Below are 24951 nucleotides of genomic sequence, written 5' to 3' on the forward strand. Positions count from 1 at the left end.
AATATCAATCCGCCGCGGAAGGCGGCACCAGTGATAAACCCGATCCACCTCAAGACCCTCCTGGAGGTCATCCGGGCAGGCTCCTTCGCGGCCGCGGCCCTCCGGCTGGGCTACACGGCTTCGGCGGTCTCCCAGCAGATGTCAGCCCTGGAGCGGGCCACCGGCGCCCATCTGTTTGAACGCTCCGCCCGCACAGCCGCGCCCACGGAAGCCGCCGTCGTCATGGCCCGGCACGCCGCCAAGGTCCTCACCGACATGGACGCCCTGATGGCGGCCACCGCCCGGGTCGAGGCCGGCACCAGCCAGGAGCTGCGCCTGGGCATCTTTCCCAGCTTGGCCACCTTCGCCCTCCCCCGGCTGGTCGGCTCCCCGGGCTGGCAGGACCTGGGCATCAATCTGAAGATCTCCGTCGCGGAACCGGGCCAGACCATCCAGGGACTGCGCACCGGCGGTGAACTCGACGTCGCCCTTATCTACCAGGTGGGACAGGGCGGACTGGCGTGGCCGTCCACGATCAGCCGCCAATGGCTGGGCGACGACGACTTCCGGGTTGTCCTCCCCCGATCCTGGGGCATCCGGGAGGGATCGGGGATTTCCGCCGAACAGCTCTCGGACATGCCCTGGATCATGCACCACCCGGGCACTCCGGATGCGCTGGTCATCGAACGGCTGTTCGCCGGCTGCAACCTCCACCCCCGGGTCGCTGCGTACTGTGACGACTTCAATGCGAGCCTGGAAATGGCCGCCGCCGGTGTCGGTGCCGCGCTGGTTCCGGAATTGGCCATGCTCAACCGGCACGACGGCGTCGTCCTCCTGGATGTGCCGGAGATCCGGTTGGCCCGCAGCATTTTCGCCCTGGTCATCAACGAACGGGAGAACCCGCAGGTCCGGCTCTTCCTCGACCAGCTGGCCGAGGTTCTGCGGACCCAGAGCATCGCGCCCCGGACCGCTGCCGTCCCCTGAGCCGGCGGCTCCCTCCGCCGGCCGCTGCGGCACCGCGGCGGCGGTGTGACCGTGGCTACCATAATCGCGTCCGGCCGCACGCTGCGGTAATACTGGGATGATGCCTACCACGACGGATAATCTCTTTCGCAAGACCGGAAGGCTGCTGCGCCCGTCCCTGTCGTCCGTCGCCGGCCAGGTCAGGGGCATGCTGCACTACACGCGCATTCAGTTGGCCGTCAAGGCTGCCCTGGCCGTCGGTATCGCGTGGACGCTGGCCCCCCTCGTGCCCGGCGTCGCTGCCCAGTATCCGTATTACGCACCGCTGGGTGCGCTGGTCAGCATGTATCCGACGGTGTTCGGCTCGGCGAAGGCCGGGTTCCAGACCCTGATCGGGCTGGTGGTCGGAATGGCACTGGCCCTCATCGCCCTGCTGTTCGGCGGCCCCTCGGTGTGGACCATTGCGCTGATTGTTGGGGTGGGCGTGCTGCTTGCCGGCATCCCCAAGCTCGGTGCGGGGCGGGAGTACCTGCCCATGGCGGCCCTCTTTGTGCTGGTGATGGGCGGAGACGACCCGGACGGTTATTCCACGGGCTACGCGGTGCAAATGCTTGTGGGAGTGGCGGTGGGACTGACCGTGAACGCCGCCATCTTCCCTCCGCTGCACCTCAGCGGCGCAGTCAACGGCTTGAAGTCCCTGCGGCTGTCCCTGGCCCGCCAGCTCAAGGAGATGGGCGCCGCCATCTCCGAAACCTGGCCGCCCGAGCACGAGGCATGGTCCAACCGCCGGACCGAGCTCATCGCATTCAGCAAGGAGGTGCGGGAGTCGGTCCAGCTGGCCGAGACCAGCCACCGCGGCAATCCCCGCCGCCGCCGCCACGGGCGCGACCTCAGCGCGGATTACGAGGCCCTGCGGGCCATGGAACGGGTGACGCTGTATGTGGAGGACATGACCGAGGTCCTCGCCACCGCCATCTGGACCAGTCCGCAAGACATGCCGGTTCCGGCCGAGCTGGCAGAACCGCTCTCCGAGGCCATGACGGCCTGCGGAGAGGCGGTGGAAACCTGGGATGCGGACAGCGAGGAACACACTCAGGCGCGGGACGCCGTCCGGCGGCTGCAGATCGAGATGAACACTGCCGCCTCCCCGGACAGCCCGGTGGACGTGACCGCTTCGCTAGCCATGAGCATGCGCCGGATCCTGCGCACGATCCGGGCCGAAGAGGAGCACCAGTAACTAGCCGGCGGCGGGCAGAATGCCCAGTTCCGTAAGCTGCCGCGCCATCCCCGCGCCGTCGGGCGCATAGATCCACGGAATGTCCGACGGCGCCTCCCCCGCCCGTGAAGTGGAGCGGCCGCCGGCGAGGACAGCCTCACCGGCCGAGAGCTGCCGGATGGCGACGGCCCGCACGTTTTCCGGATGCTGCTTGGCGAAGGCCGCGTAGATGGCTTCGTCGTGCTGCCCGTTGTCGCCGATCAGCAGCCACTTGATGTGCGGAAATTCCTTCGCCAGGCGCTCCAGCTGCGTCTTCTTGTGCTCGGGGCCGCTGCGGAACCAGCGGTCCCGGGTGGGGCCCCAATCGGTCAGCAGCAGCGGCCCGGCCGGATAGAGGTTGCGGGTGATGAAGCGGGTCAGCGTCGCCGCCACGTTCCAGGCGCCGGTGGACAGGTACAGGACGGGGCTGCCGGGATTCTCCCGGGCCAGGCGGTCCATCATCACGGCCATGCCGGGTGTCGGGGTCCGGGCATGCTCATCCAGCACGAAGGTGTTCCAAGCGGCCAGGAAGGGACGCGGCAGCGCGGTCACCATGACGGTGTCGTCTATGTCTGAGACCACCCCCACGGTAGCAGCGGGATCCACGATGTACACGGGTGCGACGGCGGCCTCGGAGTCTTCCGAGCGGAGCGTGACGGAAGTCCAGCCGGGAGCCAGCTGCGCGGGGATGACCACGTCGACAACACCGCCGCGGTCCGCCGTCACCGAATAGCTGTCGTCACCAATCTCCACGGTCACTTTTGCGCTGTTGATGGGCGGGCTCATGAAGTTGCGCCACCCGCGGATGCCGTCCCGGATGACCTGGGCGCCGGCGGAGTTCCCACCGGACACGGCCTGGCCGGGCTTTGCGAGGATCACCCGGCCCAGCACCCGGACCCATTCAGTGGTGCCGTAGCCGGTGAAGGGCAGCATGGTCTGCACTTCACCGCGTTTCCGGGCCCGGCCCTCCCGGTAGGTGTGCAGGGAATCTTCAAGCCGCATGCCGATGTGGCTGGCCTGTTCCTTGACGGGTCGGGTCTGGGCGGACGGTGAGTCTGAAGGTGTCGGCAACATGTCTCCAGTGTGTCAGATACACCCGCCGGGACAGCAAAAAGCCGGCAGCACCGTCGGAACGGTGCTGCCGGCTTCTTGCGGCGGTACTGCTTACAGGCGGTGCTGCTTACAGGCGGCGCTGGGCAGTCATGGGGCAGTCGAACGGATCCCGGGCCGAGAGGCCAACCTCGTTGAGGTAACGGACCACAATGCCGTAGGACTGCGTCAGCGTGGTTTCCGTGTAGGGAATCTTGTGCTCGGCACAGTAGTCCTTGACGATCTCCGAGGCGCGGGCCAGGTGCGGCCGGGGCATATTCGGGAACAGGTGGTGCTCAATCTGGTAGTTGAGTCCTCCCATGAGCGTGTTCATGCCTGTGCCCTTGATGTTCCGCGAGGTCAGGACCTGGCGGGAGAGGAAGTCCACCTTGGAGTCCTTGGGGATGATCGGCATGCCCTTGTGGTTCGGGGCGAAGGAAGCACCCATGTACACGCCGAAGACGGCGAGCTGGACGCCGATGAAGGCGAAGGCCATTCCGACCGGCAGGAAGAAGAACACCGCTGCGACGTACAGGCCCAGGCGCAGGAACACCATGGACAGCTCGGTGAAGCGGCCCTTGACCTGCTTGTTGGCGAACAGGTGCTTGATGGACGTGGCGTGCAGGTTGATCCCCTCGAGCGTCAGCAGCGGGAAGAACAGCCAGCCCTGGCGGCGGGCAAACCAAGCCATGAAGCCCTTTTGCCGTGCGGCCTGCTCCGGCAGGAACGAGATGGTGTCCATGTCGATGTCCGGATCCTTGCCCACCGTGTTGGGGTTGGCATGGTGCCGGCTGTGCTTGTTCATCCACCACTGGTAACTGATGCCGACGACGGCGTTGGCCACGAAGCGTCCGGCGCGGTCGTTCGCGGGTCCGGACTCGAACACCTGGCGGTGCGCGGCCTCATGGGCAATGAACGCCATCTGTGTCAGCAGCACGCCCAGCGCAGCGGCGATCAGCAGTTGGAACCAGCTCTCGCCAATAAGGAAGAACCCGGTTCCGGCGGCAACAAGGCCGGCACAGAGAAAAACAAACGTCGTGATGTAGAAGGAGCGGCGCCGCTTCAGCAGCCCTTCCTCACGAACAGCCTTCAGCAGCCCTGAATAGGTGCTGACGACGGAATTGGTGCGGGTCTTCGGTGCAGCTGGTTGTGCAGTTGTGCTCATGCGGCCCTCGGGGGTTTCTTCGACTTCCCAGCCGACGGTATACGAGCAATGCTGCTCTGCAGATACCCCAGCCTAACCCGGTTGTCTGGAAAAACCATGTGACAGCCCTCCCGCATGCCAGGGCTCCGGCTCTCCCACCGACGTGATTCCACGTGATCTGCGGCTGATCTGCGGCAAAAGAAGCTACTATCCGGTGCATGTCCCGGCATCCGGAAAACCGGCGGGAAGCACCTAGACGAAGGACCGGCGATGACCCGTTCACGCGGCACGCAGCCAGCCGCTGCCCTTGACCTCAGCGGCGCGTCCGTTCGCGGACTTCCTCTCGGTGCGGGGCCGGCTGGACCCGGACCGGATCTTCAGCAACGACTATTTGGACAGGGTGCTGGCGTAACGGCAGGGCGCGCCGCACTGCGCTGTTGGCCCGTCAATCGATAGATTGGGCTCCCATCAACTCGAAGGAATACCGTGACTCCGCCCGCCCGTGACCAGACCGCTGCCCTGCCCCGTGCTCTTCCCCGCTACCGGTATTTGAGTTTCCTTCCGTTTGCCGCGGTTTCGGCGGTCCACATCGGCGCCCGCGCCCTCGGTGCCGATGAGATTGCGGAGCCGACCAAGCTTGCGCTGATGCCCCTGCTGGCCGCCGCAGCATTGTGGGGCGGCCGCGGCTTCCTGCGGGGCACGCCTGCTCTGTTGCTGCTTGCGGCCCTGCTCTTTTCCTGGCTGGGCGACGGCGCCGGCACGTTCTTCCCCTTCGCGCCGGAGCTGCCGGTCATGCTCGGTTCGTTTGGCCTCGCGCATCTCTGCTACATCTGGCTGCTGGGCCGATACACCGCTGTGGGACCGTTTCCCGGGTGGAGCCTGGCCTATGCGGCGTGGTGGCTGCTGATGCTGCTGGTGCTGTGGCCAACGCTGGGCGGATTGACTCTCGCCGTGGCCGCCTACGGGCTGGTGCTCGCCGGGACCGCGGCAACGGCAGCGCGGTGCCGTCCAATGGTGGCGGTCGGCGGGCTGCTGTTCCTTGCTTCCGACACAGTCCTGGCCCTGCGCATTTTCATGCCCGACGCGATGCCGGAGTGGTCCAATCCCCTCGTCATGCTGACCTACTGCGCCGGGCAGGGACTCCTTGTCGCCGGGGTGCTCCGCGGCGCGGTTCCGCACGGCCCGGCCACCGGCCGCTGACGCCGGGCCACCGCCCGCTTATTCGAGGTCTGGTCTCGGAGGCTGCGCTGCAGGCGGCACGACCGTGGTGGTGACAATGATGGTATTTGTGGCCGGAGATGAGGTGTTTTCCATATCCATGCGCGCGGCGAAAGCACTATCCCTCCCCGGGTGGAGAACACGAGACCTGACTACGAGGAGTCACCCGTTCCGTTCCAGCCGTCCATAAAGGCCTGCCTGAACGTCCTCGGTCTCTCGTTGGGCTGCTTCATCGGCGGCTGATTGCGGGCGTGTACGGCACCCTGTGGCGCGCCAGACTCCAAAGGAAGTGATGCACGCAGCGGCGGAAGCAGGGCCTCTTCACGTTTGATAAGCTCGATCGCTGCGGCCACCGGCGTGCTGTGGGTCAGGCTTGCCGAGATTCGGTCAAACTCCGCCAGCCCGTAGTCTCCCAGTGGGAAGCTCACAAAAATCTGGTGGTGCATGCCGCCCTCGTGCTTTGTCTCGCCACGGGTCAAAATGAGCTCCGCGCCGCCGCCCGTCACTGTCGCCTTCCCCTTGCTGCCGATAAGGGCATTGACGTGCTCAAGCAAGATTTCAGGGGCTTCGGGATGCAGCTCTCGCACCAGCTTGTTCAGAAGGATCCGGTTCTCGTTCACCTTGAAAACGTAGACCTTCCACCAGACACTGACCTCGTTCATGAAAGGCGCTCCCTCTGCAGCTCAACAAGTGCTTCGGCCTCGTAGGCCAGGCGAGTAACTTCACGGACACGATAGTCAACGTCCACTTGGGTGCTTGCGGCTGTCACTTCCGTTGCCGGCTGGATGCCGTAGGCCCCGCCAAGCTGGGCGAGCCGATCAAAGCTCGCCCGCTCAACTGACTTGATGCGCTCCTGGTTGGCCTGCTCCAGCTTCACCAGTTCCAGGGACTTCATGGCGTCGTTCAGCCGGGTTATGGCCTTGTCGATGCGGGCCAGATTGCCGGAGGTCTTCTTTGCCTGGGCCGAGACTCTTTCTTCGGAGGGCGCCAACCTCTTGCGGATGGCCTCGACCCCTTGCCGCAGGCGCTCTGCGGTGCCGGCCAGCTCGGCAACCTGACGTGACTCTGCGTGATTCGCCTCCCCCGCCGTCAGGAAGTGATCCCGGCGCCGGACAAACCTGGATTCGACATCTAGCAGATGCAGGACCTGTCCGTTAATCCTCGACGCTTCAGCTCTTGCGAGTGCATCCTCTGCCGCCGCTGCCGTACGGACTTCTTCAAGATGCTTCAGCGCCAGATGGGGGTTCGAGCGTGCTTCCTCCCGCTTACGGAACTCTTCACGCTCTGCCTCAACGCGTCTTTTGGCTTCCTGGCGATCCCAGTCATCCTGAATGCGTTGTTCCCGTTCGCGCTCCCGGGCATCACCATCTGACATCAGGTCGTCAAGGCCCATGACTGCTCCCCATTTCTCGTTCCTGCTGAACAGTACCAACATACGTCCCGCCTATTGACGTTCGCTCGGGCCGCCGCAGATCAGGCAGAAGTCGTGGTTCGCGTCCCCCTCGTCGTCATAAATGCAGTGGTCATTGGGTGACTTGGGGCATTTTTATCCGCCCAGGACCAGCTCTGAGGGGTTTAGGTAGAGGAGCTTTCCGAGCTCGACGCAGACGGCTTCGTCAGCGGCTTCGATGCGGGACTTGAGGTCCTCCGGTGAAGCGACAAGGTCATCATCAACCCGATGAAGAACTCAGGCCGGTCATCGTGCCGTCATTGTGCCGCAGATCCTTCCAGGGCACGAATCAGGGACGGCGCATCATAGGGCCCGTAATGCCGCACGGAACCGATAAAGAAGGTGGGAGTCGAATGCAGGTCCATGAATTCCGCGTCCAGCGCGTCATCTTCGACCCGGTTCGCCGCGGGGCCTGACTGCAGATCTCTGCGGAACAATTCGCCGTCGAGCCCCAGTTCCAGGGCGTAGGTTATGAGGTCGTCGGGTTCCAGCTGATCCTGCCGGCGGAACAACAGCCGGCCGTACTCTCTGAAGGATCCCTGCCGGTCCGCAGCTTCGCTGGCGCGTGCCGCCTCCACGGCATGGGGATGCACGCGGGTCAGCGGCAGGTGCCGCCAGACGTAGACCAGCCGCGGACCAAAATGCTCCAGCACCTCGTCAATGGAGCCAGTGGCCCGTGAGCAGAACGGACATTCAAAGTCCCCGTACTCCACCAGCTGGAGCGGTGCATCCGGATTGCCGCGGAAGTGGTCGCGGGCCGGGTCGAAGCCGCGGACCAGGAACCGCCCGACTGTCGACGCCGGTTGCAGCCGGTCGACCAGCCGGAACCACGCCCAGGCGAGCAGGAAGGCCAGAACCGAAGCCGAGAGAACCCCCACCCGGGCTTCGGCCTGGAGCCGTTCATCCTCGACGGCGAGATCCACGATGAACAGGGAAATGGTGAATCCGATGCCGCACAGGGCCGCTCCCCCGCCCACCCGGGCCAGAGTCAGCCCGGGCGCCAGCTGGCCCGCACCGGTCCGGCGCAGCAGCGCAGTGGCAGCAGTGATGCCCAGCGTTTTGCCGACCACCAGCGCGATGATGATTCCCCAGGTCAGCCGGGACTGCCAGGCGGCCGCGAGCGTGGCACCGTCCAGCAGCACGCCGGCGTTGGCCAGGGCAAAAAGCGGCAGGATCAGGAAGGAAACGTACGGGGCGTAGGTGCCCTGGAGCCGTTCGTTGATCGAAATGGACTCCTTCAGGCTCCGGGCAGTCGCGGCTGCATACTCCGGCGTCGGCGACTGCCGGAACGCCCGGGCCAGCTCTTCGGTGCGTTCCACCTGCGGGCGGCGCGGCGGAAAGACCGGGATCATCAGCGCGATGGCAACACCGGCCAGGGTGGCGTGCACCCCGGAGGCGTAGGTGGCGGCCCACGTCAGGAGGCTGAGCACCGTGTAGGCGGGGCCACGGCCGGTGGGAAGGAACCGGACCAGGGCCACCAGCACCAGCAGGACGACAGCCGTCAGCAGGGGCAGCAGCTCCAGTCCGGAGGTGTAGAACACAGCGATGGCTGCCAGCGCGCCGATGTCATCCACCACGGCCAGGGTCAACAGGAACACCCGAAGCCTGCCGGGAAAGCGGGGGCCGACGACAGCCAGTGCCCCCACCAGGAACGCCGTGTCGGTGGAGATCACCGCACCCCACACCGTCGCGTTTTCCCCGGAAGGATTCAGCGCCAGGAAGATCCCCGCTGGCACCAGCAGTCCCGCCAGCGCCGCCGCCACCGGCACCACGGCACGCGAGCGGTCAGTCAGCTCACCGACCGCGAACTCCCGTTTCACCTCCAGTCCGACGGTGAAAAAGAAGAACGCCATCAACGCATCGTTCACGATGTCGTGAAGGGTCATCTCGAGGTCCAGCCCGCCCACTCGCAGATCGACGGCGGTGTCCCAGAACTCGCCGTAGGTCGCCCCGAACGGCAGGTTTGCCCAGAGCAGCGCAAGCACGGTGAAGGCCAGCAAAAGTGCCGCGGAGATCTTTTCCATGTCAGCGCGCGCCGGGCCGGCAGCGAACCCAAATCGGAACCGGCCGGCGGGGTTGGAGCAGTTCAGCCATTCCTGCATTCTGAGGCAGTGCCCGCGCTGCTGGCTAGGGGGAACGGGCCGGCACAGCAAAACACCGGCCCCCGCAAGGGGAACCGGTGTTTCTCATCAATTCATTGGTGGAGCTGAGGGGATTCGAACCCCTGACCCCCTGCATGCCATGCAGGTGCGCTACCAGCTGCGCCACAGCCCCAATTCAGTTGTTTTCCATCATTCATCATCAGTGCTCCCGGAAGAATTCCGGAAGGAAAAGATGAACATAAACCCTGCCTGCGCAGGAGCTTATTGGTGGAGCTGAGGGGATTCGAACCCCTGACCCCCTGCATGCCATGCAGGTGCGCTACCAGCTGCGCCACAGCCCCAATAAACTGTTTCAACTATGCCCGAATCGGCGGATTTTGTATCCCCCGGGCCGAAGCAACTCCTCTACTTTAGTACAGAAATAACCGAGTGCAAAATCGAACCACACGGGTGGAATTCGAGCGGGCCGGAGGATGCCCCCGGCCCGGCCCCATCCTTCCAGCGGGCTCATCCTTCCACCGGACTCATCCTTCCAGCGGGCCGCTGGGGAGGGCGTCCAACCCCACATTGTGCTGTGCCAGATTCCAGCGTGCACCGCCGGCCGCTGCATCGCGCTCTTCGAGGATCGACCAGTGGGTATTCGAGACTCCGCTGATGACGGTCCACGATTCCGTGGGCAGGCCCAGCAGGGCGCAGATTCCGGCCCGGATGGCCCCGCCGTGGCTGACCGCCACCAGCGTGGCGCCGGGTTCCATGGCGTCGGCGGCTTCCGTGACGGCCTGCGCCACGCGGCGGCCGACGTCCACACGGCTTTCACCGCCGCCGGCCCGCACATCGCCGTCGCCGGCCGCCCAGCCGGCCTGCTCCTGCGGGAACCGGGCGGCGATGTCAGCGAAATACAGTCCCTCCCATGACCCGGCAAAGGTTTCCCGCAGGCGCGGATCGGTGCTGATCGGTTTCCCGGTGGCCTCCGCCAGTGCCCGGCCGGTGGCCAGGGCCCGGCTGAGGTCCGAGGAGACAATCACATCCGGGTGCAGATGACGCAGCACCGCGGCCGCCGCCACTGCCTGGTGCGCTCCGGACGGATCCAGGGCGATGTCCTGCTGGCCCTGGAACCTTCCGGCGCGGTTCCACTCCGTGCGTCCGTGCCGCCAGAAGACAACACGTTTGCCGGTACGGGCCGGATCCCAGCCAGCGGACATAGTCACAGGCGGCAGGTGCTACTCGGCGTCGGGGGTTGCGGGAGCTGCATCTTTGATCTGCAGGTCGATTGCCGGGCAATCTTTCCACAGGCGTTCCAGGGCGTAGAAGACGCGGTCTTCCTCGTGCTGGACGTGCACCACAACATTGGCGTAGTCGAGCAGGACCCAACGGCCCTCGCTGCGGCCTTCGCGGCGGACGGGCTTGAGGCCCTTCTTCGCCAGCTCCTCCTCGATGCCGTCCACGATGGAGTTGACCTGGCGCTCGTTGGAAGCCGAGGCGATCAGGAACACGTCGGTGATGGCGAGGCGTTCGCTGACGTCAATGGCAACGATGTCGTTTGCCAGCTTGCCGGACGCTGCCTGGGCGGCCACCCGTGCAATGTCGATGGATGATTCGGTGGCGCTCAAAGTGTCTCCTTGTTTAACATCAGCTGCCTTAGCCGCCGACGATTATTGCTACTGAGATGGCCAGGGCAATCACGCCCAGACCACCAATTCCCAACGATACAAAACGCAGTCGCCGGGTACGGCCGAGTCCGGCCGTCATTACGTCCAACGGGTCAAGCCCGAAAGCGCTTCGTGCACCGACGGGCTTGACGCCCTCGGCAGGATCCAGGGGCGCGATGACCAGGGCATCCGCCCGGGCCAGGATGCGCGAGGGCCGTACGTCGGTGGACCCCGACGGCCGGCGTACCTCAAAGCGTTTGTCGCCGGCGCGGGGAGTTCCCTGCGCCGGTGCGGGGACCTCACGGCCGGCTTGCTTCGAGGTGTTTGAGGTGACGATGGGTATATGGGAGGTGGGCGGACGCCGCATGACAGGGCGGTCAGTGCCTGGTACCCGGTCGAACTCCAAGGGGGTGACCATCGCCAGGTTGTGCGCGGTGGACGGGTCGTTGGACAAGGGCTTGCGCTGCTCGTTTTCCGGCGACAGCCGCTGCATGCTCTGAGTGCGCCGGTTCAGCACCGCGGCACGGTCTGCCAGCGCCTTTTGCTGGGCCAGCAGCTCCAGATCGACGGCCTGCGGGTCCTCTGCCTGGATGGCCTCCATGGCTGCCACCTGGTTGCGGGCCTGCTCGTGCAGCGCTTCCCGGGCCACGAGGGCCTGTTCGACGGTCATGCCGGCAACATCGGAATTCGGATCTTCAACCGTTTCAGCGCCCTTTGCCACAGCAACGACGGGGAGGCCGCGGGCCGGACTTTCCTCCGCACGACGACGCCGGTCACGGCGCCCGCCTTCCCGCACCGGGTGCAGGCTGGCGGGAGGCGCATCCACCGCAGGAGCGCCGGCCGGAGCCGGGTCCTCCGGCGCAGTGCCTCCGCCCGCGGCGCCGGCGGCACGCTGCTGCTGGAGCCTCAGCTGGCGGCGGGTGGGCGGATTCGCGGCGTCGTCGGAACGCGCCTGCTTGTCCGTCAGAGCCTTGTATGCGCTCATGGCCTCGCGGTCCCCGGCCCGCTGCTGGGATTCCCGCTCGCGGGGCCCGGCAGCGGCGTCCGCCGGCACGTCATCCGCGCGGCGGCTGCGGCGCGCTGCGTCTGCGGACTCTGGACCGTTTGTCATTTCCTACCCATCCGGTTTCGTTTGGTTATGCTACGGGTTCTTGCGTGGGGGCTGGGGACTGCTGTGCGTGCCGAAGTTCAGCTTCATAGAGCCCGTGCTTGGCGATGTACTGGACGACGCCGTCCGGCACGAGATACCAGACCGGTTCCCCGTCGGCCACCCGCTCCCGGCAATCAGTGGAGGAGATGGCCATGGCCGGTACCTCCAGCAGGCTGACATCATCGCGGCCCATGTTTTCCAGGACATGTCCGGGACGGGTGACCCCCACAAAGTGGGCCAGCGACCACAGCTCCTGAATGTCTTTCCAGGAGAGGATCTGTGCCATGGCATCGGCGCCGGTGATGAAGAACAGTTCCGCTTCCGGACGTGCTGCCCGCAGGTCACGGAGGGTGTCGATGGTGTAGGTCGGACCCGGGCGGTCAATATCGACGCGGCTGACGGTGAACCGGGGGTTCGACGCCGTCGCAATCACCGTCATCAGGTAGCGGTGCTCCGGCGGGCTGACCTCCCGGGCCGACTTGTGCCAGGGCTCCCCCGTCGGCACGAAAACCACTTCGTCCAGGTCGAAGACCGAAGCCACCTCACTGGCGGCCACAAGGTGGCCGTGGTGAATGGGGTCGAAGGTTCCGCCCATCACGCCCAGGCGCAGCGGCCGGGCGTGCGGCTGAGGCTGTGCCGCCGACAAGTTGGTTTCTCCTGATTCCACGGAGGAATCAGCCCTCGATGCCCTGGCCGTGGTCGTGCTTATTGGGGAACTGGCGCTGCGGATCGACATACTCCGGCGTCGCCTCGTGGCGGTGGCCCAGGCTCTGGAAGGAGACGGTGGCAAGCATCAGGGCCAGCAGGGCACCCATGATGATGACGGCGTACATGATCGGAGGCATCGGAATCGACACGTGTGCCTCGGCCGTCTCACTGGCAGCAAGTACAGCACTGGAAAGCTGGATCAGCATGGATCTCCCCTAGAGAGCTATGAGTTATTAACCCGCCGGCATGGCTGACGGAGTCGTGGTTTCCTTCAAGTCTACGCGTAAGCGCAGAGGGGCTGAACCCGCGCACCCGGGAGTGCCGCGGACCCATCCCCGTGGCCGCCTCAGATGCGGATCTGCCCGTCACCCTGAACGATCCATTTGGTGGTGGTCAGCTCCCGCAGCCCCATGGGGCCGCGGGCGTGCATCTTCTGGGTGGAGATTCCCACCTCGGCCCCCAGCCCCAGCTCGCCGCCGTCGGTAAACCGGGTGGACGCGTTCACGATGACGGCTGCCGAGTCGATCTCGGCGATGAAGCGTTCCGCATTGGCCAGGTCGTTGGTGATGATCGCCTCGGTGTGCCCGGTGGTCCAGCGGCGGATGTGGTCCAGCGCCTCGTCCAAGTCATCGACCATCGCCACGGCCAGGTCCAGGTCCATGTACTCGCGCCCCCAGTCCTCGTCCCCGGCGGCCTGCGCCTCGACTCCGGCGGGAAGGGCGGCCAGCACCCGCTCATCGGCGTGCAGGCGTACCCCGGCCGCGGCCAAGGCGGCCAGGACGTCGGCGGTGGCCTCCGCGTCGCGGTGCACCAGCAGGGTTTCCACCGTGTTGCAGACGCTGGGCCGCTGGGTCTTGGCATTCAGGAGGATGTCCACCGCCATCTCCACCGGCGCGCTGCTGTCCAGATAGATATGGACGTTGCCTTCGCCTGTTTCGATCACCGGAACGGCGGCATTGGCCACCACTGTCTGGATCAGGTCCCGGCCGCCGCGCGGAATGAGGACATCCACCTTGCCGCGGGCCTTCATCAGCGCGTTGGCGCCGGCGCGGCCGTACGCGTCCACCCCCTGCACGGCGTCGGCGGGCAGCCCGACGGCGTCCAGGGAATCCCGGATGATGTCCACCAGGACGGCATTGGTCTGCGCCGCGGCACTGCCGCCGCGCAGGAGCACAGCGTTGCCGCTTTTCAGGGCGAGGCCGGCAATATCGACAGTGACGTTGGGCCGGGCTTCATAGATGGCTGCCACCACGCCCATGGGCACGTGCACCTGGCGCAGGCGCAGGCCGTTGGGCAGGGTCTGGCCGCGGGCAACGGAGCCCACCGGATCGGGCAGGCCGGCCAGCATTTCCAGCGCTGCTGCCAGTGCGTCAATCCGTTCCGGTGTCAGGGTGAGGCGGTCCAGCAGCGCCGCGGAGGTTCCCTTCTCCCGGCCCGCGGCAGTGTCTTTGGCGTTGGCCGTCAGGATCAGGTCCCGCTTGGCCACGATGTTCCTGCCGATTTCCAGCAGTCCGCGGTCCTTCCATGCCCGGTTGGCGCGGGCCAGGATCCGGGAAGCGGTCCGGGCGCGGTCGGCGGCGGTGTGCACACCGGCTTCGGCTTCCGCCGCCGCGGTGTCGGCCGGGGCGGCTGATGTGTCGGTAACTGATGTCTTCACGGCGCTCATGCTCCCAGTGTATTGAGGGTCTGCGGGGTTGCAACGGAGGAACCCGCAGCGGCAGCGGACGCGGCGGAGGCCTGCCCGCCGTCCTGCAGGACCACCAGGTCGTTGACGTGCACCACTGCCCGTTCATAGGCGCGGCCCAGTTCCTTGGACAGTTCACGGGTGGACCGGCCGAGCATCTGCGGCAGTTCGTCCGACCCGTAGTTGGTCAGCCCGTGGGCAATGACAGCTCCGTTGGTGCCGGCAACGGCGACCGGATCCCCGGGCTCGAAATGGCCCTCCACGGACACGATGCCCGCCGGCAGCAGTGAGCGGCGGCGGTCCGCAACCGCCCTGGCGGCGCCGTCGTCGACCACGAGTGTGCCTTGGAGCCGGGCCACGTGCGCCAGCCACAGCAGGCGCATGGACTGGCGGCGGCCGCGGCCGGTGAACCAGGTTCCCACGTCCTCCCCCGCCAGCGCTGCGGCGGCGTTCGCCGTGGACGTCACCAGGGCGGGGATGCCGGATTCGGCGGCGATGGTGGCGGCCTCGACCTTGGTGGCCATGCCCCCGGTGCCCACGCCGGCCCGGCCCACCTTGCCGATGCGCACGTCCTCGAGGTCCTTCTGTCCGGTCACTTCCGGGATGCGGACGGCGCCCTCCGAGGGCGGACCGTCGTACAGGGCGTCGACGTCGGAGAGCAGGATCAGCGCGTCGGCCTTCACCAGGTGCGCCACCAGCGCGGCCAGGCGGTCGTTGTCGCCGAAGCGGATTTCGTGGCTGGCCACCGTGTCGTTTTCGTTCACGATGGGCACGACGCCGAAGTTCAGCAGCCGCTCCATGGCCCGGTGGGCGTTGGCGTGGTGGGTGCGGCGCATCAGGTCTTCGATGGTGAGCAGGACCTGGCTGACCGTGACGCCGTGTTTGCCGAAGGCTTCGGTGTACCTGGCCATCAGAAGGCCCTGCCCCACTGAGGCTGCGGCCTGCTGGGAGGAAAGCTGGGTGGGGCGCTTGGACAGCCCCAGGGGTGCCAGGCCGGCGGAAATCGCGCCGGAGGACACCAGGATAATTTCGGTGCCCTGCGCGTGGCGGGCGGCGAGGACATCCGACAGGCCGGTCAGGGCCTCGTCGGAGATGCCTCCGGCCACTGAGGTTAGGGAAGAGGATCCCACTTTGACGACGATCCGCTGTGCGCGGGCGAGGCCGGAGCGTGAGCGGAGCGCCCGCTTGGGCGCGGGGACAGGGCGGGGGGATGCTGTGTTTTTTTCAGTCATGTCCCCACCACCCTATGCGTATCCCCGCACCCGGGCGGGTTGTGTTAAGCCGCTATTCGCCGTCTTTGGGTGCTGCCGGCGGATTGTGCTTATAGTTCACGGATTCAGTCCAGATTCCGGCCCGACGTTCCGTTTCCAGCTCTGCGCGGGCTGCGGCGCGGGCGTCCCGGCGCTTCTGGTGGTCCTCGCGCTTTTCCTCACGGGTGGGGCGGGAGAAGTCTTCGATCCGGATATCCGAGCCGCGCGGCGAAGCGGCCAGCAGTTCGGCGCCGCCGATCATGGTCGGCTCCCAGTCGAAGACGACGCCGTCGCCCTCACCGATCACCACGGCGTCACCGGCATGGGCACCGGCCTTGAAGAGCTTGTCTTCAATGCCGAGCTTGGCCAGGCGGTCGGCCAGGTAGCCCACGGCCTCGTCGTTGGTGAAGTCGGTCTGGGCAACCCAGCGCACCGGCTTGTCGCCCAGGACGCGGAACAGCGGTTCCATGTTGCGCTCTTCGCGGCGAATGGTGAAGCCGCCCTTGTGGTCGGCGTTGCGGACGCGCAGCGTCGGGGTCTTGACCCGCGGCGGTGCGGCCTTCACTGCGGTGCGGGCATCGCGGACAATCTCGGCCATGGCGTATCCCAGGGCCTTCAGTCCTTCGTGGCTGGACGCGGAAACCTCGAAGACGCGGTAGCCGCGCTTCTCCAGCTCCGGGCGGACAAATTCGGCCATGTCACGGCCGTCGGGGACGTCCACCTTGTTCAGGGCCACCAGGCGCGGCCGCTTGTTCAGCGGCACAACGTCACCGTCAGTGCCGGCGAAGCTCATGTCGACGGTGTACTTGTCGAGCTCTTTTTCAATGATGTCGAGGTCACCCAGCGGATCGCGCTCGGTCTCCAGGGCGGCGCAGTCCAGCACGTGCACCAGGGCGGCGCAGCGCTCCACGTGGCGCAGGAAGTTGTGGCCCAGGCCCTTGCCCTCGGAGGCGCCTTCGATGAGGCCCGGAACGTCGGCAACGGTGAAGCGGACGTCGCCGGCTTCCACCACGCCCAGGTTCGGGATCAGGGTGGTGAAGGGGTAGTCGGCGATCTTCGGCCGGGCCGCGGACATGGCGGCGATCAGCGAGGACTTGCCGGCGGACGGGAAGCCAACCAAGGCAATGTCGGCGATGGATTTGAGTTCCAGGACGATGTCCCGCTCGTCCCCGGGCACGCCCAGCAGGGCAAAGCCGGGAGCCTTGCGCTTCTGGGATGACAGCGAGGAGTTACCCAGGCCGCCCTGGCCGCCGGCGGCCGCAATGTACTCGGCTCCTTCGCCGACGAGGTCGGCAAGAACTTCGCCGTCCTTGTTCTTGACCACGGTGCCGTCCGGAACCGGCAGGATCAGCGTTTCGCCGGTCTTGCCGTTGCGCCAGTCGCCCATGCCGTTGCCGCCGTTGGTGGCGTGGCGGTGCGGGACGTGGTGGTAGTCGAGCAGGGTGGTTGCGCTGGAGTCAACGCGGAGGATGACGTCGCCGCCGTCGCCGCCGTTGCCGCCGTCGGGACCGCCCAGGGGCTTGAACTTCTCACGCTTTACGGACACGCAACCATGGCCGCCTGTACCGCCCGAAACATGCAGTACTACACGGTCTACAAAGCTGGCCATGGTTCTCCTTCAGGGAATTTTTTGTTCATGCCGATTCTACTCGGCTTAAAAGACGACGGGGCGGGCCATCAAGGCCCGCCCCGTCGGAAAAGCTATTTGCCGGTGATTACTCGGCGGCTGCAGCAGCCACGATGTTCACGACGCGGCGGCCGCGACGGCTGCCGAATTCAACTGCGCCCGCTTCGAGAGCGAACAGGGTGTCGTCGCCTCCGCGGCCAACGCCCTCACCCGGATGGAAGTGGGTGCCACGCTGGCGGACGATGATTTCGCCTGCCTTGACAACCTGGCCGCCGAAACGCTTTACGCCGAGGTACTGGGCGTTGGAGTCGCGACCGTTGCGAGTGGAACTCGCACCTTTCTTATGTGCCATTTTCTACTGCCTGCCTTTGCTAACTGATTATGAAACTCAGGGGGCGGGATGCTTCCCGCGTTCCCGGCTCCTGATGGAGCCGGCACGAGAATCAGGAGTTGATGGACGTAACCTTGACCTTGGTGAGCGAGGAGCGGTAGCCCTGACGCTTCTTGTAACCGGTCTTGTTCTTGAACTTCTGGATGACAATCTTCGGACCCCGAAAATTCTCAACGATCTCTGCCGTCACGGTGACCTTAGCCAGGTCCTGTGCGGAAGAGGTGACCTGGTCGCCATCAACCAATAGCAGGGCGGGCAGCTCAAAGGTGCTGCCGGCTCCACCGGGGACGCGGTCCAGGGTTACGAGGTCTCCGACGGAAACCTTTTCTTGGCGGCCGCCAGCGCGGACAATCGCGTACACCACTTGGGAACTCACTTCTCTCGACGTTTAATACTTGGATGCGCATTTAGCTGGGCTGGATATGTGCCCGCCTTGCGCCATGCAGTCACGCCCTGTATCCGATAAACGGTTGGAAGGCGTTCGCACCGAAGTTCAAGGTTACGCTACGTAACCGACAACCCGCAAATGCTGGGTTTCCCGGGGCGGACACCCCTTTCGGGGCGTTACTGCTCTCGCTCTACTTTATAGCATTTCCGGCGGCTTCGTGGCCTCCCGGCAGAAGAGGAGGCGGCCACCCCCTGTTGCGGGGATGGCCGCCTCCTCTTTTAGCACTGCTGAGCGGGCTTCCGAGCCGGTTAGAGCTCCGAAGCCGGGACGCCGACGCCCAGGATCACGGGCGCACTGCCGGCGGACTCACGACGCTTCTCCTGCTTCTGGGCAGCTGCCGGCGCCGCCGCGTGGCGGACGGCCACCGGCGCAGCCGCAGGCTCGGTACCGCCCGTCTGGATGGCATCCGCTCCCGCTGCTCCCTGCGGGCTGCCGGCGGCACGGCGGCGGCGCGGCGTCCGAACCGGAGCTGCGGCAGCCTGCCGGTCAGCCACCGGCGCGGCGGACCCTACCGGTGCGGCAGCCGGCGGCTGGACGGCTGCCGGGGCTTCCGGGGCTTCCGCGGCCGGTTCCGGGCTGCTGTGGGCCGGCGCGGCCTGCAGCGGTGCTGCCTGCACGTTCCGGGCAGCGGCGCTGCTTCGCCGCGAACGACGGGGTGCCGTGCGGGCAGCCTGCGGCTCATTCCGCGCGTCGGCGGACCGAACCGGCTCCTGCCGGGCTTCCGGTGCATTCCGGCCTTCCGGTGCGGCGGCTGCGGCCACCTCGTTGAAGGCCTCGGTGAGGCTTTCCAGGGTGAAGCGGGACTCCTCCTGCGCCGGCGCGCGGCGGTCCCGGCGCGGAACCACGACGGTTTCGCCCTGGATCTGCAGCACGGTGCCCGCATCGGTTGCACCATCTTCGGGGGCCGGTGCTGCCGACGGCGCTTCGGCGGCCGAAACCTCCGATGCCGGCTTGGAACCGCCGGGAGCCCGCTCGCCCGCCTCGACGGCGTCGTGGGCGGCAGCCGTTGCGGCCGCTATGGTGGCCAGCGCCGCACGTGCCGCCTCGGCCTTGGCCTTGGCCTGCCGCTCGGCGTCGGTGTTGCCCGCTTCCTCGGTTTTTGCGGGCTCCTCGGCAGCCGCCGCAACAGCCTGCTGCGGGGCACCCTGGCCCCGGCTGCGGTTACGCTTGCGGTCGCCGCGGGACTGCTTTTCCTGCCTCAAGTGCTGCTGGTGATTCTCCTCAGACACCGCATGCGCCACCACGCCGTTCCCGGTGCTGCCGTTGTGGCTGGTGCTGCGGCGGTGCTCCACCGGAACCTCATGGGTGATGACGCCGCGGCCGGCACAGGCCTCGCACTCCTCCCCGAAGACTTCGAGCAGTCCGGTGCCCATCCGCTTGCGGGTCATCTGGACCAGGCCCAGGGACGTTACTTCGGCAACCTGGTGCTTGGTCCGGTCGCGGCCCAGGCACTCAACCAGGCGGCGCAGGACCAGGTCCCGGTTGGCTTCAAGGACCATATCGATGAAGTCGATGACGATGATGCCGCCAATGTCGCGCAGCCGCAGCTGGCGGACAACTTCCTCGGCTGCCTCAAGGTTGTTCTTGGTGACGGTTTCTTCGAGGTTGCCGCCGCTGCCGGTGAACTTGCCGGTGTTGACGTCCACCACCGTCATGGCTTCGGTGCGGTCGATGACCAGCGAGCCGCCCGAGGGCAGGAAGACCTTGCGGTCCAGTGCCTTGGCGATCTGCTCGTCGATGCGGCTCTCAGCGAAGATGTCTTCGTCCTTGGTCCACTTCTCCAGGCGGCCCACCAGGTCGGGCGCCACGTAGGTGACATAGGCCTCAATGGTGTCCCAGGCCTCTTCGCCCGAAACGATCAGCTTGGAGAAGTCCTCGTTGAAGACGTCCCGGACCACCTTGATGGTCAGGTCCGGTTCGCCGTAGAGAAGCTCAGGCGCCAGGGTCTTGGTGGACTTCGCCTTGGCATCAATGGTTTCCCACTGCGCCCGGAGCCGGTTGATGTCATTCATCAGCTCCTCTTCGGACGCGCCTTCGGCGGCCGTGCGCACAATCACGCCGGCATCCTGGGGCAGGTGGTCCTTGAGGATCTTCTTCAGCCGGTTGCGCTCGACGTCGGGCAGCTTGCGGGAGATGCCCGTCATGGAACCGCCCGGAACGTAGACCAAGTAGCGTCCCGGCAGCGAGATCTGGCTGGTCAGGCGCGCGCCCTTGTGGCCCACCGGATCCTTGGTGACCTGCACGAGGACAGAGTCGCCGGATTTCAGCGCCAGTTCGATGCGGCGCGGCTGGCCGTCGAGGCCGGCGGCGTCCCAGTTGACCTCACCGGCATACAGCACGGCGTTGCGGCCGCGTCCAATGTCGACGAAGGCAGCTTCCATGCTCGGCAGCACGTTCTGGACCTTGCCGACATACACGTTGCCAATCAGGGAGTCCTGTTGGGTGTTGGAGACGAAGTGCTCGGCGAGGACACCGTCTTCCAGTACACCGATCTGGATCCTGTCGTCACGCTGGCGGACGATCATCTGCCGGTCGACGGACTCGCGCCGGGCCAGGAACTCGGCCTCGGTGATGACATGGCGGCGGCGGCCGGACTCGCGGGACTCGCGGCGGCGCTGCTTCTTGGCTTCAAGGCGGGTGGAACCCTTGACGCTGGTGACGCGGTCCGAGACGGGTGCTTCAGCGTGCGCACGCGGCGCACGGACGCGGGTCACCGTGTTGGGCGGATCGTCATCGGCTCCGCCGGTCAGCTCAAGGTCTGCATCGCCGCGGCGGCGACGGCGACGACGGCGTGAGGTCACGCCCTCGGCGGTGTCCGGTCCGGCTGCGGCTTCCTCAGGGGCAGCCTCCTGCTCGGAGTCCGCGCCGGCCGCATTCGGGGATTCGCTGCGGGTGCGGTTGCGCCCGCGGCGGCTGCGGCGCCGGCTGCGGTTTGCGTCTTCGGTGGAATCCTCGTCCTCTTCGGCGTCCTCGCCGGCCTCCGGCACGGGAACCGCACGGACCGAGGTCAGATCCGGTGCGTGGAAGAGCGGCAAGGCCGGAATGGCAAAGGGGTTCAGGCTGGAAAGCTCCTCGGCTTCCTCTGCTTCCTCCGCCACCGGCGCCGGCGCTGCGAGCGTGTCTTCCCGTGCAGGGGCTTCCGCGGCGGCGTTCTCGGCCGGGGCCGATGCCTCCGGTGCCTTTTCCGCTGCGGCCTTGGCCGGGCGGCGGCGGGTGCGCGTCTTCGGAACAGTCTTGGTTTCGGCTGCTTCCGGGGCGGCAACTTCTTCCGGCGCGTCAGCGACGGCCGCTTCGGCCGGAACAGCTGCGGTTTCGGCCGAAGCGGCCTCCGGAGTTTCGGCCTCCGGCGCTTCCGCTGCCTTCTTGGCAGGGGCACGACGACGGCGGACGGCCTTCACCGGTGCCGCTTCGGCAGGGGTCTCGTTCTCTGAAGCCGGGGCTTCAGCAGGGGCTTCCTCGGCTGCCGGGGACAACACGTCAGCGGCAGTTTCCCCTGCTGCCGTGCCTGCGGCCGCGGAGGCAGCGGCACCGGCCGGAACGGTCTTGCGGCGGGAGGCCCGCACGCGCTTCGGCTTTTCGGCGGCGTCAGCAGCAGGCGCTTCGGCGGCGGGCGCTTCTGCGGCCGCCGTCGTATCGGCGGTGTTCGCGGCCGTCGTCGTGCCGGCGGTCCCGGCGGAACTTTCGGCTGGTGCAGAAGCAGCCACCGACTTGCGGCGGCTGCGGGTGGCCCGCTTGGCGGGCGCTTTGGTCTCGCTGGAATCTCCAACCTGCGCGGAGTTTGCCTCCGGCGCTGATTCCGCGGGTTCTTTACTGGCTGCTAGGTCATTATTCAGTGCATCACTCATAAAATGCTTCGCTCCGGCCCCTGCGGCACTGGCCACATTCCAATGCCCAGCGGGCAATGTGTCGGCTGTGCGGGGGGCATCAGTTGCCTGCCGCCAGCCGGAAGTCGTCTGGATGTCATCCGAGGTCGTGCCAGCTGTAGGGCGCGGTATCACTCGAAGACCAGCGGCGCTTTTCCTGCTACCTGTCGGCACGTTACGACGTTGCCGCTACGGGTAGGTCTGATCGGCGGATTCCCTGGTTCCCATCCGGATTGATGGGCGAGCTGCTTGGGAAGCATCACCGACAGAACCGGAAGCCTGTCGCTGGACCGGCGGCGGAATGTGGTTCCGCCATCAGCCACAGTCATTATCTCACACACCCGACTTTTTGGCCCGCAGCAGCGCATAGACTCGACACATATCAGCACCCGCCAAAGGAGATCCCAGTGCCTTCCAGCACCGCCAATCAGCAAGTTACCCGCCGGCCCGCCGAACAGCGGGCGCCGGAGCGCGGTTTTGCCTGGATCCTGCTTATCTCCGGCGCCGTCGGCTGGCTGGCTTCTTCCATCCTGGTTCTGGAACGGCTGCGCGTATACGCCGACGCCAACTACATCACCAGCTGCGACATCAGCCCCTGGGTCTCCTGCGGCACCGTGTTCCAGACCTGGCAGGCCTCGATCTTCGGGTTCCCCAATCCCCTGATCGGGATCGTGGCATTCGCGGTGGTGATCACCACCGCCGTCGCCATGCTGGCCGGCGCCGGCTTCCGGCGCTGGTACTGGCTCGGGTTGCAGGCGGGCGTCACCCTGGGCATGGTGTTCGTGGTCTGGCTGTGGAGCCAGGCACTGTTCGACATCTACGTGCTGTGCATTTACTGCATCGTGGTGTGGGCTGCCATGATTCCGCTGTTTGTCTTCGCCACAGTCCGCAACCTGGCCCGCGGTGTCCTGCCGGCACCGGCCGCACTCGTGAAGTTCACCTCGGAGTGGGCCTGGGTCATTGTTTCCCTGCTCTGGGTCGCCACTGCCGCTTCGATCTTCTTCCGGTTCATCAACTCCTTCCTCGGCTGAGCTTCCGCCTCGGACAGCGCCCGGACAGCGGATCAGCCAACCGGCAGGGCCCAGGCAAGCAGGACCGGAATGTCCTGCCCGTTCCAGCCGGCGGTCAGGGATGGATCGGCTACGGCCTCTCCCCCGAGATCAAGCACCCTCACGACGGAGAGCTCCCAGTCTCCGGACCGAATCCGCGTGACGGGCAGGTCCGCGGGTCCCGGCTGCGGCCCTTCAGCCAGCTCCGCGCCGTCGGGCAGTCCGCCGGCACGGACAGTGATGGTCTCCGGAATCTGTTCCCGGACGCCGTCCTTCTCGTAATACTGGGCCGCCTGCCCCTGCCCGGTCAGGATCGAAACGGCCAGCGCCTGTCCGTAGGCGGGGTCCCCGCAGGCGTCATAGACCCAGCGCCGGCCCAGCACCGAGTGCTCCATGGTGCTGATCAGGAACGCTTCAGCGCCTTCGAGGGGCGCGCCCCGGTATGTCAGGGGAACCTGGAGCACGTTCGCCCCGGCGGCCACGAGATGGGTTTCAATGCCGACTTCGCCGTCGGGATCATCAAATCGAAAGGCGCCCACCCCCTCGATGGCCAGCGGGCCGGCGCCGGGAAACCAGTCGGTGGTGGGCAGCCAGGAGGAGATGAGTTCCATCTTGCCCGGATGCAGATCTGCTTGGTAGATGTGTGCCATCCGCCCAGCCTAGGGGCACGGACGCCGGACGTCAGGAATTTCCGCGGCCGGTGTCCTGTTGTCGCCTACAACAGCATCGGCAGGATTACTTTTGCCGCATGCGCACCTACCCCCACTTCTGCAGGAGAACCATGCTGAGAACCATCCCCGTGCACCAAGCCGACCACTCCGCCCGCACTGCCCTCGTGGCCGGTGCCACCGGAATCGCAGGTGCCGCAATCGTTGACCTCCTGGCGAGCCAGGGCTGGACGGTCCTGGCCCTGTCGCGGAAGGGAGCCTCGGCCAACGCGCCGGAGGCGCGCCCCGGCGTCGTCCCGGTGGCAGCTGACCTGACCTCGCCGGAGAGCCTCGCCGCAGCGCTGGGCGACCTGCAGCCGACGCATGTGTTCTTTACCTCCTGGTCCCGCCAGGACACCGAGGTCGAAAATATTGCCGTCAACTCAGCCATGGTCCGGAACCTGCTGACCGCACTGGAGCACGCTCCGGTGGAACACGTGGCCCTGATGACCGGACTCAAGCACTACATGGGTCCCTTCGAGGCCTACGGGGAAGGGGAAATGCCCGACACCCCCTTCTCCGAAAACGAACCCCGACTGCCGGTGGACAACTTCTACTACGCGCAGGAAGACGAACTGATGGCTGCGGCCGACCGCCAGGGCTTCGCCTGGTCGGTGCACCGGGCCCACACGGTGATCGGATTCGCCGTCGGCAACGCCATGAACATGGGCCAGACCCTGGCCGCACAGGCAACGCTGTGCCGGGAACTCGGACTGCCGTTTACCTTCCCCGGCTCCGAAACCCAGTGGAACTCCGTCACCGACATGACCGACGCCGGCCTTCTCGCCGAGCACATGGTGTGGGCCGCCACCGATGAGCACACCGCCAACGAAGCGTTCAACGTGGTCAACGGCGACGTCTTCCGCTGGCGCTCCCTCTGGCCGCGTCTGGCGGCCTGGTTCGGCGTCGAGCCCGCCGGCTTTGACACCGAGCCGCGGCCGCTGGAAGTGCAGATGGCTGACATGTCCGAGGCCTGGACAAAGCTGGCAGTGCGGGACGGACTGGCAGAGCCCGAGCTCGGCCGGCTGGCAACGTGGTGGCACACCGACGCCGACCTCGGCCGGAAAATGGAGGTCCTCACCGACATGAGCAAGAGCCGGGTGGCCGGCTTCACCGGATACCGCCGCACGGAGGATGCTTTTATCGAGCTCTTTGACCGGCTGCGCGCCGAACGCCTGATTCCCTAGGCTCCGTAAGCGGAGAACAGACAGAAAGAGGAGGCCGG

The 24951-nt window shown here is 66.5% G+C and carries 22 protein-coding genes and 2 tRNA genes; 5 read left to right on the top strand and 19 right to left on the bottom strand.

What is annotated here, in order from left to right:
* Positions 1 to 30: 30 nt before the first annotated feature.
* The gene (locus QNO08_RS11025; protein ID WP_229965441.1) at positions 31 to 963 is read left to right on the top strand and encodes a LysR family transcriptional regulator; all 933 of its coding nucleotides are present in this window, start codon (positions 31 to 33) and stop codon (positions 961 to 963) included.
* A gap of 100 nt (positions 964 to 1063) precedes the next feature.
* Positions 1064 to 2179 carry an FUSC family protein gene (locus QNO08_RS11030; protein WP_229965440.1) on the top strand — a complete coding sequence of 372 codons (1116 nt, stop codon included), beginning with the start codon at positions 1064 to 1066 and terminating at the stop codon, positions 2177 to 2179.
* On the opposite strand, the gene QNO08_RS11035 is transcribed toward QNO08_RS11030, so the two are convergent.
* Both QNO08_RS11035 and QNO08_RS11040 read right to left on the bottom strand, forming a co-directional pair.
* Entirely contained in the window at positions 2180 to 3271 is a 1092-nt protein-coding gene (locus QNO08_RS11035; RefSeq protein ID WP_229965439.1) for an App1 family protein phosphatidate phosphatase, read from the bottom strand. It abuts the gene before it with no gap.
* Positions 3272 to 3377: 106 nt separating this feature from the next.
* The gene (locus tag QNO08_RS11040) at positions 3378 to 4451 is read right to left on the bottom strand and encodes a fatty acid desaturase family protein (RefSeq protein ID WP_229965438.1); all 1074 of its coding nucleotides are present in this window, start codon (positions 4449 to 4451) and stop codon (positions 3378 to 3380) included.
* 465 nt (positions 4452 to 4916) lie between these two features.
* Between QNO08_RS11040 and QNO08_RS11045 the strand changes: the two genes are divergently transcribed.
* The gene (locus QNO08_RS11045) at positions 4917 to 5630 is read left to right on the top strand and encodes a lysoplasmalogenase family protein (RefSeq protein ID WP_229965437.1); all 714 of its coding nucleotides are present in this window, start codon (positions 4917 to 4919) and stop codon (positions 5628 to 5630) included.
* 170 nt (positions 5631 to 5800) lie between these two features.
* Here the strand turns inward: QNO08_RS11045 and QNO08_RS11050 are convergent, their stop codons facing one another.
* The 16 genes from QNO08_RS11050 to QNO08_RS11125 all read right to left on the bottom strand — a co-directional run bounded on the left by QNO08_RS11050 (position 5801) and on the right by QNO08_RS11125 (position 21952).
* On the bottom strand, positions 5801 to 6310 hold the full coding sequence (locus QNO08_RS11050) for a hypothetical protein (RefSeq protein ID WP_229965436.1): 510 nt from the start codon (positions 6308 to 6310) through the stop codon (positions 5801 to 5803).
* On the bottom strand, positions 6307 to 7041 hold the full coding sequence (locus tag QNO08_RS11055) for a hypothetical protein (protein WP_229965435.1): 735 nt from the start codon (positions 7039 to 7041) through the stop codon (positions 6307 to 6309). Before QNO08_RS11055 ends, QNO08_RS11050 begins: the two co-directional genes overlap by 4 nt.
* Before the next feature lie 314 nt (positions 7042 to 7355).
* Positions 7356 to 9200 carry a Na+/H+ antiporter NhaA gene (gene nhaA, locus QNO08_RS11060; protein ID WP_229965434.1) on the bottom strand — a complete coding sequence of 615 codons (1845 nt, stop codon included), beginning with the start codon at positions 9198 to 9200 and terminating at the stop codon, positions 7356 to 7358.
* A 96-nt stretch (positions 9201 to 9296) separates the two neighbouring features.
* Positions 9297 to 9372: transfer RNA gene (locus tag QNO08_RS11065), tRNA-Ala, on the bottom strand.
* A gap of 93 nt (positions 9373 to 9465) precedes the next feature.
* Positions 9466 to 9541: transfer RNA gene (locus tag QNO08_RS11070), tRNA-Ala, on the bottom strand.
* 183 nt (positions 9542 to 9724) lie between these two features.
* Entirely contained in the window at positions 9725 to 10402 is a 678-nt protein-coding gene (locus QNO08_RS11075) for a histidine phosphatase family protein (protein ID WP_229965775.1), read from the bottom strand.
* 18 nt (positions 10403 to 10420) lie between these two features.
* Positions 10421 to 10810, bottom strand: a complete 390-nt coding sequence (gene rsfS, locus QNO08_RS11080) for a ribosome silencing factor (RefSeq protein WP_229965433.1) — start codon at positions 10808 to 10810, stop codon at positions 10421 to 10423.
* A 28-nt stretch (positions 10811 to 10838) separates the two neighbouring features.
* Positions 10839 to 11960 carry a hypothetical protein gene (locus QNO08_RS11085; RefSeq protein WP_229965432.1) on the bottom strand — a complete coding sequence of 374 codons (1122 nt, stop codon included), beginning with the start codon at positions 11958 to 11960 and terminating at the stop codon, positions 10839 to 10841.
* 25 nt (positions 11961 to 11985) lie between these two features.
* Positions 11986 to 12666, bottom strand: coding sequence for a nicotinate-nucleotide adenylyltransferase (nadD, locus tag QNO08_RS11090; protein ID WP_284155590.1), 681 nt, complete (start codon positions 12664 to 12666; stop codon positions 11986 to 11988).
* Between the two features lie 7 nt (positions 12667 to 12673).
* Positions 12674 to 12913 carry a hypothetical protein gene (locus tag QNO08_RS11095; RefSeq protein ID WP_229965431.1) on the bottom strand — a complete coding sequence of 80 codons (240 nt, stop codon included), beginning with the start codon at positions 12911 to 12913 and terminating at the stop codon, positions 12674 to 12676.
* A gap of 140 nt (positions 12914 to 13053) precedes the next feature.
* Positions 13054 to 14373 (bottom strand): glutamate-5-semialdehyde dehydrogenase, encoded by a 1320-nt coding sequence (locus QNO08_RS11100; RefSeq protein ID WP_229965430.1) that lies wholly within the window; start codon positions 14371 to 14373, stop codon positions 13054 to 13056.
* Entirely contained in the window at positions 14370 to 15623 is a 1254-nt protein-coding gene (gene proB, locus QNO08_RS11105) for a glutamate 5-kinase (protein ID WP_229965429.1), read from the bottom strand. Before proB ends, QNO08_RS11100 begins: the two co-directional genes overlap by 4 nt.
* A gap of 52 nt (positions 15624 to 15675) precedes the next feature.
* Positions 15676 to 17250, bottom strand: a complete 1575-nt coding sequence (gene obgE, locus QNO08_RS11110; RefSeq protein WP_229965428.1) for a GTPase ObgE — start codon at positions 17248 to 17250, stop codon at positions 15676 to 15678.
* Between the two features lie 106 nt (positions 17251 to 17356).
* The gene (gene rpmA / locus QNO08_RS11115) at positions 17357 to 17620 is read right to left on the bottom strand and encodes a 50S ribosomal protein L27 (protein WP_104053918.1); all 264 of its coding nucleotides are present in this window, start codon (positions 17618 to 17620) and stop codon (positions 17357 to 17359) included.
* 91 nt (positions 17621 to 17711) lie between these two features.
* Complete coding sequence (gene rplU, locus QNO08_RS11120) at positions 17712 to 18023, bottom strand: 50S ribosomal protein L21 (protein WP_104053917.1); 312 nt, start codon at positions 18021 to 18023, stop codon at positions 17712 to 17714.
* Between the two features lie 332 nt (positions 18024 to 18355).
* Positions 18356 to 21952 carry an Rne/Rng family ribonuclease gene (locus tag QNO08_RS11125; protein ID WP_229965427.1) on the bottom strand — a complete coding sequence of 1199 codons (3597 nt, stop codon included), beginning with the start codon at positions 21950 to 21952 and terminating at the stop codon, positions 18356 to 18358.
* 425 nt (positions 21953 to 22377) lie between these two features.
* Here QNO08_RS11125 and QNO08_RS11130 point away from each other — a divergent pair, with 425 nt between their 5' ends.
* A complete protein-coding gene (locus QNO08_RS11130) occupies positions 22378 to 23001 on the top strand; it encodes a vitamin K epoxide reductase family protein (protein ID WP_229965426.1) in 624 nt (207 codons plus the stop codon).
* Positions 23002 to 23033: 32 nt separating this feature from the next.
* On the opposite strand, the gene QNO08_RS11135 is transcribed toward QNO08_RS11130, so the two are convergent.
* The gene (locus QNO08_RS11135; protein ID WP_229965425.1) at positions 23034 to 23669 is read right to left on the bottom strand and encodes a CG0192-related protein; all 636 of its coding nucleotides are present in this window, start codon (positions 23667 to 23669) and stop codon (positions 23034 to 23036) included.
* Positions 23670 to 23800: 131 nt separating this feature from the next.
* On the opposite strand from QNO08_RS11135, the gene QNO08_RS11140 reads away from it, so the two are divergent.
* Complete coding sequence (locus QNO08_RS11140) at positions 23801 to 24913, top strand: SDR family oxidoreductase (RefSeq protein WP_229965424.1); 1113 nt, start codon at positions 23801 to 23803, stop codon at positions 24911 to 24913.
* The last annotated feature ends 38 nt before the right edge of the window (positions 24914 to 24951 follow it).

The organism is Arthrobacter sp. zg-Y820, from assembly GCF_030142155.1.
GTDB lineage: Bacteria > Actinomycetota > Actinomycetes > Actinomycetales > Micrococcaceae > Arthrobacter_B.